At 45.0% G+C, this 14,822-nt stretch carries 17 protein-coding genes; 1 reads left to right on the forward strand and 16 read right to left on the reverse strand.

Annotated elements, in window-relative coordinates:
- Positions 1 to 221: 221 nt before the first annotated feature.
- From ASC49_RS16305 to ASC49_RS16355, 11 genes are all read right to left on the reverse strand, one after another.
- Positions 222 to 485 carry a hypothetical protein gene (locus ASC49_RS16305; RefSeq protein ID WP_055464311.1) on the reverse strand — a complete coding sequence of 88 codons (264 nt, stop codon included), beginning with the start codon at positions 483 to 485 and terminating at the stop codon, positions 222 to 224.
- Between the two features lie 196 nt (positions 486 to 681).
- On the reverse strand, positions 682 to 930 hold the full coding sequence (locus ASC49_RS16310; RefSeq protein ID WP_055464312.1) for a HEPN domain-containing protein: 249 nt from the start codon (positions 928 to 930) through the stop codon (positions 682 to 684).
- Between the two features lie 13 nt (positions 931 to 943).
- Positions 944 to 1,426: a nuclear transport factor 2 family protein gene (locus ASC49_RS16315; protein ID WP_211262074.1), complete on the reverse strand. Its 483-nt coding sequence runs from the start codon at positions 1,424 to 1,426 to the stop codon at positions 944 to 946.
- A 57-nt stretch (positions 1,427 to 1,483) separates the two neighbouring features.
- On the reverse strand, positions 1,484 to 2,170 hold the full coding sequence (locus ASC49_RS16320; RefSeq protein ID WP_055464314.1) for a DUF4336 domain-containing protein: 687 nt from the start codon (positions 2,168 to 2,170) through the stop codon (positions 1,484 to 1,486).
- 131 nt (positions 2,171 to 2,301) lie between these two features.
- A complete protein-coding gene (gene sstT, locus ASC49_RS16325; RefSeq protein WP_055464315.1) occupies positions 2,302 to 3,513 on the reverse strand; it encodes a serine/threonine transporter SstT in 1,212 nt (403 codons plus the stop codon).
- 246 nt (positions 3,514 to 3,759) lie between these two features.
- Positions 3,760 to 4,065 carry an STAS domain-containing protein gene (locus ASC49_RS16330; protein WP_055464316.1) on the reverse strand — a complete coding sequence of 102 codons (306 nt, stop codon included), beginning with the start codon at positions 4,063 to 4,065 and terminating at the stop codon, positions 3,760 to 3,762.
- Positions 4,066 to 4,085: 20 nt separating this feature from the next.
- Entirely contained in the window at positions 4,086 to 4,394 is a 309-nt protein-coding gene (locus ASC49_RS16335) for a BolA family protein (protein WP_055464317.1), read from the reverse strand.
- A gap of 20 nt (positions 4,395 to 4,414) precedes the next feature.
- Positions 4,415 to 7,864, reverse strand: coding sequence for an SbcC/MukB-like Walker B domain-containing protein (locus ASC49_RS16340; protein WP_055464318.1), 3,450 nt, complete (start codon positions 7,862 to 7,864; stop codon positions 4,415 to 4,417).
- 8 nt (positions 7,865 to 7,872) lie between these two features.
- On the reverse strand, positions 7,873 to 8,568 hold the full coding sequence (locus ASC49_RS16345) for a DUF4194 domain-containing protein (protein ID WP_082443864.1): 696 nt from the start codon (positions 8,566 to 8,568) through the stop codon (positions 7,873 to 7,875).
- The gene (locus ASC49_RS16350; protein ID WP_055464319.1) at positions 8,561 to 9,958 is read right to left on the reverse strand and encodes a Wadjet anti-phage system protein JetA family protein; all 1,398 of its coding nucleotides are present in this window, start codon (positions 9,956 to 9,958) and stop codon (positions 8,561 to 8,563) included. Before ASC49_RS16350 ends, ASC49_RS16345 begins: the two co-directional genes overlap by 8 nt.
- 44 nt (positions 9,959 to 10,002) lie before the next feature.
- The gene (locus ASC49_RS16355) at positions 10,003 to 10,380 is read right to left on the reverse strand and encodes a sirohydrochlorin chelatase (RefSeq protein ID WP_055464320.1); all 378 of its coding nucleotides are present in this window, start codon (positions 10,378 to 10,380) and stop codon (positions 10,003 to 10,005) included.
- A 155-nt stretch (positions 10,381 to 10,535) separates the two neighbouring features.
- On the opposite strand from ASC49_RS16355, the gene ASC49_RS16360 reads away from it, so the two are divergent.
- Positions 10,536 to 11,402 carry a TIGR01777 family oxidoreductase gene (locus ASC49_RS16360; RefSeq protein ID WP_055464321.1) on the forward strand — a complete coding sequence of 289 codons (867 nt, stop codon included), beginning with the start codon at positions 10,536 to 10,538 and terminating at the stop codon, positions 11,400 to 11,402.
- 21 nt (positions 11,403 to 11,423) lie between these two features.
- Here ASC49_RS16360 and ASC49_RS19660 read toward each other — a convergent pair whose 3' ends face one another.
- From ASC49_RS19660 to ASC49_RS16380, 5 genes are read right to left on the reverse strand one after another with little or no spacing between them, the layout of a single operon-like run.
- The gene (locus ASC49_RS19660; RefSeq protein WP_072242153.1) at positions 11,424 to 11,957 is read right to left on the reverse strand and encodes a DNA topoisomerase family protein; all 534 of its coding nucleotides are present in this window, start codon (positions 11,955 to 11,957) and stop codon (positions 11,424 to 11,426) included.
- A gap of 6 nt (positions 11,958 to 11,963) precedes the next feature.
- Complete coding sequence (locus ASC49_RS16365) at positions 11,964 to 12,326, reverse strand: hypothetical protein (protein WP_055464322.1); 363 nt, start codon at positions 12,324 to 12,326, stop codon at positions 11,964 to 11,966.
- Positions 12,323 to 13,054: an HAD family hydrolase gene (locus ASC49_RS16370; protein WP_245624745.1), complete on the reverse strand. Its 732-nt coding sequence runs from the start codon at positions 13,052 to 13,054 to the stop codon at positions 12,323 to 12,325. Before ASC49_RS16370 ends, ASC49_RS16365 begins: the two co-directional genes overlap by 4 nt.
- Before the next feature lies 1 nt (position 13,055).
- Positions 13,056 to 14,051 carry a ferrochelatase gene (gene hemH, locus ASC49_RS16375; protein WP_072242154.1) on the reverse strand — a complete coding sequence of 332 codons (996 nt, stop codon included), beginning with the start codon at positions 14,049 to 14,051 and terminating at the stop codon, positions 13,056 to 13,058.
- A gap of 15 nt (positions 14,052 to 14,066) precedes the next feature.
- Complete coding sequence (locus tag ASC49_RS16380) at positions 14,067 to 14,810, reverse strand: hypothetical protein (protein WP_055464325.1); 744 nt, start codon at positions 14,808 to 14,810, stop codon at positions 14,067 to 14,069.
- Between the last annotated feature and the right edge of the window lie 12 nt (positions 14,811 to 14,822).

The following is a 14,822-nucleotide window of genomic DNA, read 5'->3' on the forward strand; positions in this document are numbered from 1 at the left end:
GGGAACATTGCTCCCGTCGAGCGCACTCCGTTCCGTAGCCTTCTAATGAGAAATAGACATCCTTGGATCAGCAGCAAATCAGCTTCGGTGCATGGTAACGACTTTGTTGCGCCCTTCCATGCAATTCATTTTACTTGCGCATGTCTCGGTTCGTACCTCACCACCGACGCGTCTGCGCAAAATAAACGCATGAAAGACCACCAACAACATTTAAGGAAATGCTAAGGTTTTATGTAATCTTCGATATTGAATCCCTTGATAACCTCTTCATACCAATGTCGGTCTTTAACTGCTACCTCTGAAGAAGATATAGTCTTTATAGAAACAGATTTTCTATTTTTGGCACCATAAAATAAATTCCCCCAAACAAGGGCTTTTCGCGCCTCATCCCTTGGTTTTCGCTTTAATATCTTTTCAAGCTCACCATCTATCAAGTTATACAAAGTTGGCTTTTCTTTATATAACTTATTATTGGCGCTATCCACGCATGCCTCTTTCAAGCCGGGAAAGCCTTCTTTTCAGGAAAATGCCTACAATATCTACGAATCGACCAAACAATCTCGTCCAGCTTGAACAAAAAATCATTTTGGTTGAAGGATGACTTAGACATGTATCGATTAAATCCACCTAAGTCACTTAAGTATCTTAAAAAGTCATTGGTCCATTTTGGGAGATCAAGTTTTAAATAATTGAGAGTAACAACACTTTCAAGCAAACGATTAAGGTTATGCCCATATTCTTTAGGCTTAAGGTAATACCTTTAAATAAAAGTATCGCTTTAAGATACTTTTCTATCGCTTGCTGAGCAGACCATAAGAACTGTTGTCTCAGACCCAACCTAAAATTCACTCTTGCTGAGATATAATCGAAGTCGGCTTGTTTACGAAATATATCTTTAGCTAATGTATTCAATACTAACTGCTTGTTCATTTGGTCTCCTAAACTACCTAACCGCCGGATCCCAGTGCTCAGCAATCTTGCCATTCTCTATTCGAAACATATCAAACCATGTCGTGGTGTAAGTTTTACCTGCTTCATTTGGGTCTTGATGCTCGCGGACAAAGCTTAGGATTACCATATCGCGTTCCGCGACAATAGAGACCAGTGGGCCAGAAATCTCATCTCGAATCGGTTTAGGTTGGCTATATTGCGCAAAGAAGTTCACAAAGCCATCACGACCCGTTGGGACGTTAGGGTTATGTTGAATGTAGTCCTCACTAAGATATTGGTCGGCTTTATCAAGATGGCCACCTTCGAAAACTTCACGCCAGAAGTCGTAGACGAGTTTTTTATTATCTTTCAATTGTGGGTTATCACTTTCAAGCAGCACTTGCTGATTAGGCGCTGGGGTGACAGGTATTTGGGCGTAAGCCATTGGCAGGGTTAAGGCGCCAAGGGTTAGTAGTAGTGCTGCTGTTCGTTTCATCACAATCTCCATTTGTTTTATGAAAATCATTGTACAAGTTAGTCGCCTATTTAGAAATTACTTGAGCCATTTAAAGGACCGGTCTAAAAAGTCACTCGCTTGCTCTTGTACAATCTCGCCATGGGCCATGACGATGTTTTTTGGCTGCCAAGAGAGGATTTTCTCTAAATGCTTACGGCTTTGTTTTTTTGAAAATAAAAAGCTGAGGCGCCAATCTAACGGCATTTTCCCATTAGGGGCCAAGATTCCGACCCATCCGGCGATCACTCTTTGCCAAGGCTTGAAGTGGTGCGCGGAAAAGTTTTCGATTAAATCTGTGACTATGAGGGTATGGGACAATCGATGAAAGAAGACGCACTCTTCCATCATTGTCGATCCGGTAAATAATTCTGTCTCGATATCAGACGACCAAGGCCATTGCTGTGGCGTGTTGAAAGAACCATCAAAGTGAATATCAGGTCGTTTCTTTATGACTTCATCTGTACCAAACACTTGGGCTTCGGGGAACGCTTCGGTCCATTCTTTGAGAAACAGATGGTGTAAGTGATTTGGTGCAATAAGGTGTTCCACAGGCCCCAATTCATGTAACTGCTGTGTGATTGATTGGGTTAATTTAATGGGGCTGTGAACCCAAAGCCCGCCGCTCGCCAACTTCACTATCGTCATTCGAGTTGAGTAAGGCATACTAAAAAATTGAACCGTATCCCCTTCAAAAATCCAAATACTTTCGCCAAGTCGTTTCATAACGTTTAAATCCTTTTTACTATCCTTTGAAAATTTTCAGTAGCGGAAATCGAATCCTTCAAGAATACATGAAAATTGGACACAAAAAAGCGAGCCTTAGCTCGCTTTTGATCACGTTTACAGCAGATAGCTTACGCTCGGCGACAGGCCGCTGCGGTAAAGATTACGTCGGTTGAGCTGTTTAACGCGGTCTCAGCAGAATCTTGCAACACGCCGATAATAAAGCCCACGGCAACCACTTGCATGGCGATTTCATTGGAAATATTAAACAGGCTACAAGCCAGTGGGATCAGTAGTAATGACCCCCCTGCTACACCTGAGCTGCCGCAAGCAGAGACTGCGGCGATGATGCTCAACAGAATGGCTGTTGGCAGGTCCACAGGAATGTTTAGCGTATTCACAGCAGCCAGTGTTAGGACTGTAATGGTGATCGCAGCACCGGCCATGTTGATGGTTGCACCCAAAGGAATTGAAACAGAGTAGGTATCTTCGTCCAGTTCCAATTTTTCACACAAGGCCATATTCACAGGGATGTTAGCCGCCGAGCTACGGGTGAAAAAAGCAGTGATGCCGCTAGACTTTAGACATTGAAATACCAATGGGTAAGGATTCTGACGGGTAGTCAGGAATACCAGCAGCGGATTGCTCACCAGTGCAATAAATAACATGGAGCCAATTAATACCATCAACAGATGAGAGTAATTTAGCAGTGCATCAAAGCCTGTCGTTGCAATGGTGTTGGCCACAAGACCAAATACACCAAAAGGCGCTAAACGAATGACAAAACCCACGACTGTGGTGATCCCGTCAGCTAGATTTTGCAGTAAGGCTTTCGTTGTTTCGTTGGCATGACGTAAACCGATACCAATACAAGCCGCCCAAGCCAGGATACCAATATAGTTACCCGTAGCGATCGCGTTTACTGGGTTATCCACCATATTGAACACCAAGGTATGCAACACTTCGCCAATACCTTTTGGTGCGGAGCGACTAATATCGGTCGCAACAAGATTCAACTCACTTGGGAAAGCAAAGCTAAATAATACAGCTGTAATGGCGGCAATCAGAGTGCCAATCAAATACAACAGCAGCACTGGCTTGATATGGGTTTCTTGATTTTTCTTGTGATTAGCAATGGAAGCCATCACTAGGATAAAGACTAAGACGGGGGCAATTCCTTTTAGAGCCTTGACGAAAAAGTCTCCTAAGATGCCGGCGGATTGACCTGCGCTAGGGGCAAAAATAGCAAGCGCCAAACCACAGATAATGCCAACAATAATTTGCAACACAAGGCTGCCATTCATGTAACGCTGAAACAGCGTTGGAGTAGTGCTTGAAGCCATGAAACCTGTCCATCAATTTTTAAGCGTGCACCATAAAACATCAAAAGAAAGAAATGAACCGTTTAGCCAATTTTTTATGCCGATTCCAATAAATTTTCGGTATTTATTAGCATACACGACAAGTAAAGGCTTAATTGTTGGCTGTAACAACCAATAGACTGCTCATTTATTAGCCAAACCAAAACACATCGCACAAAAAAGCCAAACTCAAAGAGTTTGGCTTTTTGAGGTGGTGGATCTTGGTGATTAGATAATAGTAAAGCGCTTATCAAAGCGTGAGATCATGAGAATATTACGAATAAAGTCATTCGCGCCAATAATCTTAATTTCTACTTTTTCACCGAGCCCAGCTTTCATGCTGAGCAACATCCCTAAGGCCGCACTGTCTAGATATTCGACGCTTTCTATGTTGATGATGAAATGTTGAATTTCACCACCAACATAGCTCTCATAGGCACTACGGAAATCATTGAACAGTGAGAAATCAAAGCTACCTAGCACAGCTATTTCAACGATTCCCTTACTCTTATGTTCGGTAACTGAAATGCTCATATTATTCTAATCCTTAGCACCTAGTGCCCGCCGCCCATACAATCTGGAGAAAGTGGCGCCTCATAGCGGCGAGCTTCCCATTCTTCATCAGTGTATAGATGCAACGCAAGCGCATGAATCTTCTTCATTTGATCCGTTAACGCACCGTAAACCAATTGGTGGCGCTGTACGGCACGTTTACCAACAAAAACATTGCTCACTAAGGTCAGTTTAAAATGTGACTCACTACCTTCTGGCACGTTGTGCTTGTAGCTCTCGTTTTCCAGCTCGATATGGTGAACATTAAACGCTCGCTGAATAGTTTCTCGAATTTCACTTTCAATCGTCATACTGCCTCCGCGATGTGCGTTTATTCTGCTTCTGCTGTTTCGGTTAAGTTTTGTTGTGGACCATCATTATCTAACTCATGGTCGCCACTTAGCAAGGCTTGACCGCGCTGTTGTGGATATGCCACGTCAATGGATACCGCACCACCCTCACGCCAAACACTGATAATGGTGTCCATATTAGCCGCCATCACTGCACGTTTGTCATCCGGAGCTGCAGCGATAACCTGCAGGCCGATATCACGCATAAAGCCCATACAGGTCGACGTTTTCGCCATGTCAATCTTGTTGAAGGCTTCGTCAAACATCGCCAACGAGAAACCACCGACGATATCGCCCTCCATCGTTTCATGCAGGCGGTAGGTAGTCGACAAGGCCGCCGCAATCGCCAAATAGAATGGGATCTGGTGCTCGCCACCGGAGCCAGTTTGGATACGTTGCGATAGCGTGGTTTTCTTTTGCCCTTCTAGATCTAGAATATCGACCTCGAAGTTGTAGAACTTACGATAATCCGCTAAGTCTTTTTGCTTCTCATCGTCTGTGATCAGTTCTTGGATCAAGGCAATGGCTTTAGCATGCTCAGGATCACCCGTTTGCTCAGGATCAAACAAGCCACCTACGTTCGCTTGATCCATCGAGCTGAACTTCGCCACCAAGTCTAGGATATCTTTCATATCACCGTTCGGGTAGTAACGGAACTGGTAGACTTCGTGGTTGAATGGACGGCGTTTCAAGCTGTGGTTAAGCTCTTTGATGATCAGCGCCACTTGATCCAAGGAATCTTTCAGCTTCGACACATAGTCACTGCGGAACGTCTCTTCTGCTTCCCGACGCGCAAGCTCGGCACGCTTTGCGTATTTTGCCAGCTCTGTATCATTCAAGACATTAATTTGATGCGTAACATAGTGCTCGAACTCTTCAAATTTAGACTCTAGATAATCCAATTGGATATCATCGTCTAGGCTGCTGTTATGGTATTTCGCATAGTGATCAGCCACTTCCTTACGCACTTTCTGGTCAAACATTTTGACCTTTTCCATGGCTTTTTCAGAACGACTGATGGCTTCTTTGTAAATCGCGCCACCGTTAACCATGCTATTTTCCAACAAATCGTATCGCTCACTGGCGTATTCTGCGTTAAATAACGGGTTTGAAGTAATACGTGTACGTTCTTCGTCCAATGCCGACAAGGCTTCAGATAGCTGGGTCTTCTGAGTATTCAAGGAGCCGTATTGTTCAGCAATTTGCTGTCGCTCACGATCAAGCTTCTTACGCTCTAACTCAATGCCAGAGATACGTTCTTTCAGGCTTTCAATACGTTCTTGCAGATCCGTATCGTCGCGCTGTTGGAGAGCGGCGATTTGAGCTTCAACATCTGCCAAATCCTGTGCTACACGAGTATTTGCAATACCAGCATCTTGCAGTGATTGCGGATCAAACTGGTTCGACGCCATGATTCGCCCCAACATCGAGTCCGCTTGCTCAAGACGTTGGTCAGTCTTCATGTAATCCATCAATTCGCCACTTAACTGTTGCAGCTGAGCTTCACGAGATTGGCGCATCCCTTCAGTATTAATGCCCACCATCATGTGTGGTAAGAAGCGGATGGTTGAGATAGTACCCGAAAGCTTCAACATACCATCAGCCGTCATCGCACTGTCTTCGCGTAACAGCTCTCGCTCGGTTTCAACGGGTTTGATGCCACCTAAACGGCGGTTCAAGTAAGCCTGAGCATGATCATTATTGCAGCGAATAAAGCGTAGCACCGAATTATTATCACCACGATTTAGCCATAAACGCGTTTGCGTCGTGTCAATCACTCGACAACCCATCAATTGACGACGGTGGGCACGGAAGATACGGATCGCTTCTTCCGCATCATCTGGCTCAACGATTAGGGCTTCACGCTGGCTGCCAAGGTAGCCTTCAATGGCATCTTGCCATTTATGGTCGGTCACTTCGGCTAAATGGCTAAGCGGTGTTGCTTTGATGTTAGCGTGATCCAATAACTCAATCAGTCGCTTCACGTTTGGCGACAGCGGTGTGGTACCGCCTTTCAAGGATTTAACATCGGCCTCAAGCTGGCGACACTCATCTTTCAAATTCAAGATATTACGGTTTAACTGGGTACGCTGTTGGAACAAAGCGCCCTTACCTTCATCTAGCAGGTTATTAATGCTAGATAACAAACGGCTTACCGCTTTTGCTGAACCGAGAATATTGCCTGAGCTATCAATGCTACCCGCTAGCCCTTGTGCCTCTGTAATCAGGTTGCGAATATCCTGAGACAAAACATCTTCAAACGCCTGCAATGCACCTAATAACTGCAGAACTTGGTGGGCTTGAATCACCAGTTTACGGTCTTCTTGACCTTCAAGGGTCAATAGCTTTTTGTTCTGTTCAAGCTGCTGCAGCTTCAAGCCTACATCTGAATGCTCATACTGTTGCTCAAGTCGAACTAGCTGGGTTTGCAGTTGTTTTAGCAGGTTCGCTTGCGCAACGATTTCCTCGTCGATCTCTTCTTCACGCTCTTTGAAGTTTTCGTATTGATCTTGAATTTCGTCTTGTTTGCTGCCCAGCTGATCAAAGCGGGCTTCGGTGGCAATCCATTGATAGTTGACTACGGTTTGTTCTTGCTGGTGTTTCTTATCACACTCGACTTGGATCGCTTTTAGATCGTCGATGCGTTTGGCGACTTCTTGCGTTTTGGCTTCTAGCTGACGGTATTCCAAAAGAGATTTCTGATAAGCACCCACTTGTAACGGCTGCTCAGCTAAAACAAAATCCTGTACGAATCGCGTTGGCGAAGCAATGGGTACGAATTTCAAAGCGTTCTTAAAGTTCTTTAAGAACGAATCTAAAGTAATCAAATGTTCCGCACTTGGGCTCAGTTCTTCCAAGTAACGGTTCATATATTGAGTTGCTGAAGCACTGCCAGACTTGATAAATGGGTCTAGGCAGACTTTCTTCATGGCTTCACGAACTTCTTGCCAAGGTTTAGCTTGGTACTGCTTCTCACCCAATACTTCAATAAAGTCTTCGCGACGAACGCCGTAGTTCGACAGAACAAAACGACCTAAAATATCTTCTTCTGGTGTTGCTAAGGAGGCTGACAAGCATAGACCAACGGTTGACTCTTTGCCGGTGTTGGAATCTTCAAACACCAAGGCCAAGTAACAGATTGCGTCTTGACGAGTTTGCACACCAGTGACTTTTTCGCTCGCTTGCCCCGAGTCGATCATCCCCAAAATGTAGGAGCGGATGCTTCGACCAGACGCTTTACCATCGTTGGCACTGGCGTTGTAGTTTAAGTGACGCTTACTAGCACCGGTTAGCACGGTTTGGATCGCATCCAACAAGGACGATTTACCTGAACCGGTTGGACCAATGATGGCTGTGTTACCGCGAATATTGATTTCTTCTGCGCCCAATAGGTACCAGTTTACAAGAACAATTCGATTTAACTTTTTCATGCAATTTCCTATTGTACCGCTTCTTCTTGTGTTTCTGGATCAGGGTCAACCGCCGCTTGGCTGCCATTCTCTTGACCATCAAGACCCTGTTCTGTTTGTTCGTCAATGACTTCGTCTTCATCAGGATCCGAGCCATTGAAAGACTCAAGCTGACGTAAATACGCTTCGGTAACAATCAAACGTACTACAGGAGTAATGCTAATCATCAAGTTCTTAGCGTCTTCGTCGTAAGCTTTACCACGAATAATCACCCCCTGTTTGCTGAACAGCGTCAGGATATCTTTGAAGCGCGTTTCTGTTGGAATTTCGCGTTTTACCAACTGTACGTAGCGTTCCAAAATAGCCACAGAGTTAGTCGATACGAACCCGTTGTCGATTTCAAAGTTCTCTACTTTTTCTTCGTAGATTTGACGCATCACCAATAGGAATAGCGTTTCATCGGTTTTCAAACGGACAAAGGCTTCACGCTCAACCGGCAACACACCCGCTAGACGTTCGTTCTCATTGACGTAAAGCTTCATACCCAACGCGTCAAACAGATTGCTAAAGTACTGTTGATACATCTCTACCAATAAGTAATGACGACGTTGACCGTGCTTAAAAGCACTGACAAATTGATTGGCAAGTAAATAGTTCGCAGTCTGCTGAAACTCTTGCGGGTCTTTACCGGACTCTTCTACGACCCTTTTTAATTCTCTAAGCATGAGATTTGCTCCTGCGCACTACATTAAACTCTCGACATTCGACGAATTCGTGAACGTTGATATATTGATCTGTGAAAATAACATCAAACGACTTCTCAATGCGTTTGGCATTGACGCCCAAAGAACCGATGTAACGTAAATGATCGAAACAAACAAAATCTTCTACGGATTCGATGGTGAAGTCCAAAATATGCATCGCCGGCTTTTCTAACAGCTGACGATCAAGGTAGCTTTGTAGCTTGGCAACACTCACCTGACGCGCTTCATGGAAGCGACGTTGGCGGTCACGGAAGGCAATCGCCGCTTGCGAAACCTCCACCTGAGTAATCACTCGCGGCGGTGGTGGCTCACGACGTTTCGCTGGTTGGGCACAAGATTCAACCCCTACCGCTTTAACACTGACCATGTTTTTCAAGATTGGTAATTTTTCAAACTTGGCGACATCAGCAATGATGCCTGCCACCTTGTTAGCCAAGCCAGGACGAGAAGAGTCCATATAACGGGCCGTATCAGCGGCACGTTTTTCCAAGCGGTAACGGTACTCATCAATACGATCCAAACGCTGATCGATGGTGGTGAAGGTTTGGATGATATCGCGACAATCTTTTTCGACCGCAGCTAACGCTTTATCTACCGAGATTAATTGTTGATCGGCATAACATTGGGCGATATTGCCCATCAAATTTGCTTCAGCGAGAAAGCTTTGAGTCAGCTCTAAAATCTGACGACGAAAACGAAACGGGTTATTGCTGGTTTTGATGGTTTTATAGTCGGCAATCAAAATACCTTCCACAAACAAATCAAAGAATCCTGCGACGATCTCTTTTGGCTCACGTTTGTTAAACAGCTCACGTTGAAGACTGCGAATGCCTAATAGAATTTGGTTCAAATGCGCTGAGAAGTCGCGTGCCGCTTCCGCTGTTTGACTCAGTGTTACACCTCGTTCTTGCGGATGCTTAGCAACCGATTCAAGGTTACTCAAGATACTTAGTACCGTGGCACCGTAATTACGCTTACCGTGACGGCTAATTTCTACCAAGGAGCGCAGCAGCATAGAGACCTGAGGCGACATCAGCACGCTGACACGATACAACTCTTGCTCTTCAATCAACCAGCCAGTGTTGACCAAACGGTGATAGATACGCAACGCGTACTCATGAATGGTTTTCGGCGAATCAAAGCCATCTTTAAGATCGTCGTGCCAAGCCAGTGTGTCGAGCTTATGCAACGAGTCTTCTATCGCTTCAATGATGGTGGATTTATCTTTAATAGGATCTTCTGCATGGTCATAAAACACATCAGACAGATCGAACAATACGGCTTCTATGAGCGCTTTGTTGGAGCCCGATAGAGCTTGGAATATTTCATCGGGCAAATGGGTGAATAGCATTCAGAACCAATCCATTCTTTATTTTTAAACTGACGAAATTCAAATCACTCTGACGTCAGTTTAGAGATTATCGCTTTCTCCATGGCAGCGACAACAGCGGGGTCATCACCAATCGGATCCAGGAGCGTCAAAGTACGTTGCTCAGTATTCAATTGCTCTAACTGCTCGGGTACATCTACTCGCAAATGACGACCTTGCGCAAAGAACAAAGGATACACCGCGATGTTGGCAGTTTCAGAGGGAAGTTGCTGCAAAACGTCTTCAATAGAAGGCGTGCACAATTCCATGTAAGCCAACGTTACCTTATCTTCTGAGACGACACCAGTGACCCTTGCCAATAACTGCTCAAAAGGCACTTTCCAGCGTGGATCGCTGCTGCCGTGGGCTAACAAAATAATATGGTCAAACTGCTCTAATTGCATGGGTCTACCTTTATCATAAGTGGGATATTTTAGCGATTTACCCTTTTAAAAAGAAGGGATTACCGACTTTAAGGGCGTAATTTGGGAGTAACTTCTTGATCTATTTTTGAATTTTTGTCGTAAACTTAAAAAACCTTCACGTTTAGGAGTCGCAAATGAAAGTTTTAGTGACAGGAGCAAACGGCTTTATCGCAAACAATCTTTATCCTTTGTTAACCGCAGCAGGCCATGAGTCCTTCGCATTGGTTCATAAGCATCAAAACGCTATTCCTCGATACGTGCAAACCTTGCATATGGATGACTTAGGCGAACATTATTTTGATGTGGTAATCAATCTTGCTGGTGCCAATATCGCTGCAAAACGCTGGACAGCGAAGCGCCAACGAGAACTGTTTGATAGTCGCGTGCAATTTACTCGCAAGCTTTTTAATGCCTTAAAACAAAAACCTAGCGTGTTACTCAACGCTTCGGCAGTGGGATACTATGGTTTTGATGAGTACAAAACCTTTCTTGAAGATACGCCTCCAAATGGTGGTTTCACTCACCACTTGTGTTCGGCATGGGAGCAAGAAGCACACCATTTTGAAGATGCTGGTGTAAGAACCACTATTTTTCGACTAGGCGTAGTGCTTGGTCACGGTGGCGCTTTGGCAAAAATGGAATGGCCTTTCAAGCTAGGACTAGGGGGGAAAATCGGCAACGGAAAACAATTTTTCCCATGGATTCATATTCACGATGTGTGTCGTTTTATTCTGCAAGCCATGCAAGACGAACAATACCAAGGCACTTATAACCTTGTGTCACCGCAAGCCATTACCCAAGCCGAGTTTGCCAAAGCCTATGGTAAAGCCCTAAACCGTCCTACTGTGCTGCCCACTCCCACTGTGGTGCTTGAAAAACTGCTCGGCGACATGAGTCAATTGCTGACCAAAGGCCAGCATGTGGTGCCACAGGCATTGATGAATCAGAAGTTTACGTTTGAATATCAATCCATTGATGAAGCACTCAAGAGTTTAACTTAATCGTCGTGTACTTTAATCGGACTATTGATCGCCGGACGAACGAAGTTTTTTGGGGACAGGATGCCCCTTATCGTCCGGCAATGTATGTTTGCATTCTGGGTATTTGATACACCCCCAGAAATACCCTTTCACCCCTTTCTTTCGGACCAAATAATGGCCACATGCTCGACAAGGATATTTGCGTGACGAGGAAGGTTCGCCACTCACATCCTCTAGGGTTAATTTACAATCGGGGTAGTTGCTGCAGCCCCAAAAAGTATTACCACTATGGGTCTTCTTGCGCAGCTGACCACCACATAATGGGCAAAAGTATTTTTTTGGCCGAACCGGACGTCCGTCTTCATCGTTGGCACTGTAATCGCATTTCGGGTAATTTTCGCAGCCCCAAAAGGCACCATTTTTCCCTTGTTTGAGCTGTAAGACGCCATGACATTTCGGGCAACGATAACGCTTACTTGGTGTGCCTATGTAACCAGAGCCGTCTTGATTTAGGAACTCTTGTTCCCAAGAGTCAACGGCCCTAGCCTTAGTGTCATGGCTGTCATCACGGCTCAAACTTTGTTACTCCGCTTCGCAGTTTAACTTGTCTTGTTTGTCGCAAGCATGAGAATTGACGTAGCCTTTAGCTTTGTTAACGCCATTTTTAGCCGCCTCAGCCGTTGCATTACCCACTTCTTTGGTTTTCTGCCAGGCCTTGCTGTTAGCAATATCTTCGCCTACTTCTTTACTGCGCTCTACCGCATCGCCAGCTACTTCACGAGTTCTTTCGGCTACTTCACCTGCCACTTCACGGGTTTTATCTGCTGCGTTAGCAGCCGTTTGTTTGATATTTTCCCAAGCGTTTTCTTCTTCGGCATGCAAAGGCATCATGATCGTACTCGCCAATAGTCCTGCTACCGCTAAGCATTTTTTTACACCCATCATTTGATTTCCCCACTTAAGCAAAAATGTGCCCTAACCCACTGCTCCACTTCCTCAGCCGAAGGGACGGTTGGGATCATTGGATAATTCGCTAATTCTGCCTCCGTCACCTGCTCATGACTCCAAGTAGTATGATACGGCACATGCAAAGCATGAGCCCCCGCATCTAACACCGGCAAGACATCTGAGCGCATCGAATTACCAATCATCAGCACTTCACTTGGATTTAACTGCAGACTCTCAAATACTTTTTGGTAATTAGCGGTCTTCTTATTACTTACCACTTCATACCAATCGAAGTATTCACTCAAACCTGAACGAGCTAATTTCCCCTCTTGGTCAAGCAAATCCCCTTTGGTGATGACCATTAACTGGCACTTACCATGTAGAGACTTCAGCAGGGCCTCAATCCCGGGAAGTAATTGAATTGGAGCCGCCAGCATTTGCTTGGCTAATTGGATGATCTCATGAATCTCATAGCCTGTAACACGCCCTTCCGTAAGCACTATGGCAGTTTCTAGCAGAGACAGCGTAAATCCTTTGATGCCGTAGCCAAAGTTTGACAGGTTCTCGATTTGCACTTCATTGAGGCGCTCCAAAATGTATTCGCGGGAATGGTACGATTCCAACATTTGGACAAAGTACTCCTGAGTGCTTAAGAACACATCTTCGTTACGCCAAAGGGTATCGTCTGCGTCAAACGCAATGGTGGTCAGGATAGGTTTTTGCAAATCAATTCATCCAGTGTTGGGTGTTTTCTAAAACAAGGGCTTTGTATAAAGTGACATGATCAGGTGAGTCATTTAATGCAGCGATGTAATCAAATTTTTCACCGCCAGCCCTTTCAAACTCTTCTCGCAACTGCATATCAATTTCTTCTAAGGTTTCAATACAATCAATCGCAAACGCTGGGCTGATCATGTTCAGTTCTTTAATACCTTTGTTTGGCATAGCGCGAATAGTCTCATCTGCATAGGGTTTTAACCATTCTTCGCGACCAAAGCGGGATTGGTAAGCATGGGTATAGTCATCTTCCCCTAGGCCTAGTTGCTGAACGACAGCTGCCGTAGTAGCTTCACAACGACGTTGATACGGATCACCTTCTGTAACATAGCGTTTCGGTACGCCATGATAGGAAAACATTAGATGACGTTTACCACCTTGCTTGTCCCATTGCGCTTTGATGGATTTTACCAAAGCATCAATATAGATCGGATGGTCGGCATAATCCTGCATCATGCTTAAAGCCGGCCAATGGGGGCAGCGTTTCAATGATGCCATGAGTCGATCGTAAGCGGCCGCCGTGGTTGAACGAGAAAATTGAGGATACATGGGCAACACAAAAATCTGCTCAACGTTGTTTTCACGAAATAGCTTCGCTGCACTTTCAACACTGGGCTGACCATAGGTCATGGCCATGGTGACAACAAAACGTTGGCCGTCTTGGTTCAAAGCCTGATCCAATTTCTTGGTCAAGCGCTGGCCGAGCACCAATAACGGCGACCCTTCATCCATCCACACTTCTTGATACACTTTAGCCACTTTTTTAGGGCGCACATTCAAAATAATGCCGTTTAAAATAGGCTTCCAAATAAGCGGATTGACATCGACCACACGAGGGTCGGACAGAAATTCTTTGAGGTATTTTTTAACCGCCGCAGGCGTCGGCGCTTCGGGGGTACCAAGGTTCATCAAAAGAACCCCAATCAAACTGTTTTTCTGATTCATAGCCATTCCGTTATGTTAAAAAATAACGTGTTTAAACAACAAGTGTCCCCAGACACTTAAACACATCGCCAATACGATCCAATCCAGTACTTTGGATTCAAATGCACTGGATGTTAAACGCTGCTGCAGTAAAAGACCCGTATTACCACCTAATAAAGCGGCCAGCATATGGGGAAAAGAAAGCGCCTGCCATGCAAAGTCTGACGGTAATGCCAGCAAGCCTATCAGCGCCCCCACTAAAGAAAATGCCCATAAAGCAGAACGATTACCTAGCAGGTTGTTGGATTGCCTATCTTGCAGCCAGGCTAGACCAGAACTAAGACTAACAAACTGCGCTGCCCCCATGATCATGCCGGTCAACACTTTCAATGAATTTGGGATCTTATCTAACGACCAGCCCCCACGCTGCAGTAGCAACACTTGGGTTACAGAAACAATGATTAGTAAAGCAACTAAGACCGTGAAGCTCATTGGCAACAAAAATAACAACTGCACACCAATAAAGCCGCCAAGGGACAAGCCCGCCCCTAAACGAGTAATGCTCTCCACTTGTAAGTGCGCTCTATGCCGCAGAACTTGCATCAAAGCAAACAACAACATAACAGGCAGCAGACTAGCAAATAGATCGCGCAGTAGTGTTAAGTCGTCTATGACTAATAAAGCACACGGCAAGATCACAATTAAAGGGTCAATACGCAAACGTTTATTGACCAGTGCAGCGCATAAGGATGCGAGAAAAAGATAGATAGGTAATAACATAAAAGGAAACAC

It is taken from the genome of Marinomonas fungiae (assembly GCF_001418205.1).
GTDB lineage: Bacteria > Pseudomonadota > Gammaproteobacteria > Pseudomonadales > Marinomonadaceae > Marinomonas > Marinomonas fungiae.

Excerpts from the sequence above, each read along its gene's own strand:
- ASC49_RS16310 (WP_055464312.1), bottom strand. The coding sequence starts at position 930 with ATGAACAAGCAGTTAGTATTGAATACATTAGCTAAAGATATATTTCGT.
- ASC49_RS16315 (WP_211262074.1), bottom strand. The coding sequence starts at position 1,426 with ATGAAACGAACAGCAGCACTACTACTAACCCTTGGCGCCTTAACCCTG.
- ASC49_RS16320 (WP_055464314.1), bottom strand. The coding sequence starts at position 2,170 with ATGAAACGACTTGGCGAAAGTATTTGGATTTTTGAAGGGGATACGGTT.
- sstT (WP_055464315.1), bottom strand. The coding sequence starts at position 3,513 with ATGGCTTCAAGCACTACTCCAACGCTGTTTCAGCGTTACATGAATGGC.
- ASC49_RS16330 (WP_055464316.1), bottom strand. The coding sequence starts at position 4,065 with ATGAGCATTTCAGTTACCGAACATAAGAGTAAGGGAATCGTTGAAATA.
- ASC49_RS16335 (WP_055464317.1), bottom strand. The coding sequence starts at position 4,394 with ATGACGATTGAAAGTGAAATTCGAGAAACTATTCAGCGAGCGTTTAAT.
- ASC49_RS16340 (WP_055464318.1), bottom strand. The coding sequence starts at position 7,864 with ATGAAAAAGTTAAATCGAATTGTTCTTGTAAACTGGTACCTATTGGGC.
- ASC49_RS16345 (WP_082443864.1), bottom strand. The coding sequence starts at position 8,568 with ATGCTTAGAGAATTAAAAAGGGTCGTAGAAGAGTCCGGTAAAGACCCG.
- ASC49_RS16350 (WP_055464319.1), bottom strand. The coding sequence starts at position 9,958 with ATGCTATTCACCCATTTGCCCGATGAAATATTCCAAGCTCTATCGGGC.
- ASC49_RS16355 (WP_055464320.1), bottom strand. The coding sequence starts at position 10,380 with ATGCAATTAGAGCAGTTTGACCATATTATTTTGTTAGCCCACGGCAGC.
- ASC49_RS16360 (WP_055464321.1), top strand. The coding sequence starts at position 10,536 with ATGAAAGTTTTAGTGACAGGAGCAAACGGCTTTATCGCAAACAATCTT.
- ASC49_RS16365 (WP_055464322.1), bottom strand. The coding sequence starts at position 12,326 with ATGATGGGTGTAAAAAAATGCTTAGCGGTAGCAGGACTATTGGCGAGT.
- hemH (WP_072242154.1), bottom strand. The coding sequence starts at position 14,051 with ATGAATCAGAAAAACAGTTTGATTGGGGTTCTTTTGATGAACCTTGGT.
- ASC49_RS16380 (WP_055464325.1), bottom strand. The coding sequence starts at position 14,810 with ATGTTATTACCTATCTATCTTTTTCTCGCATCCTTATGCGCTGCACTG.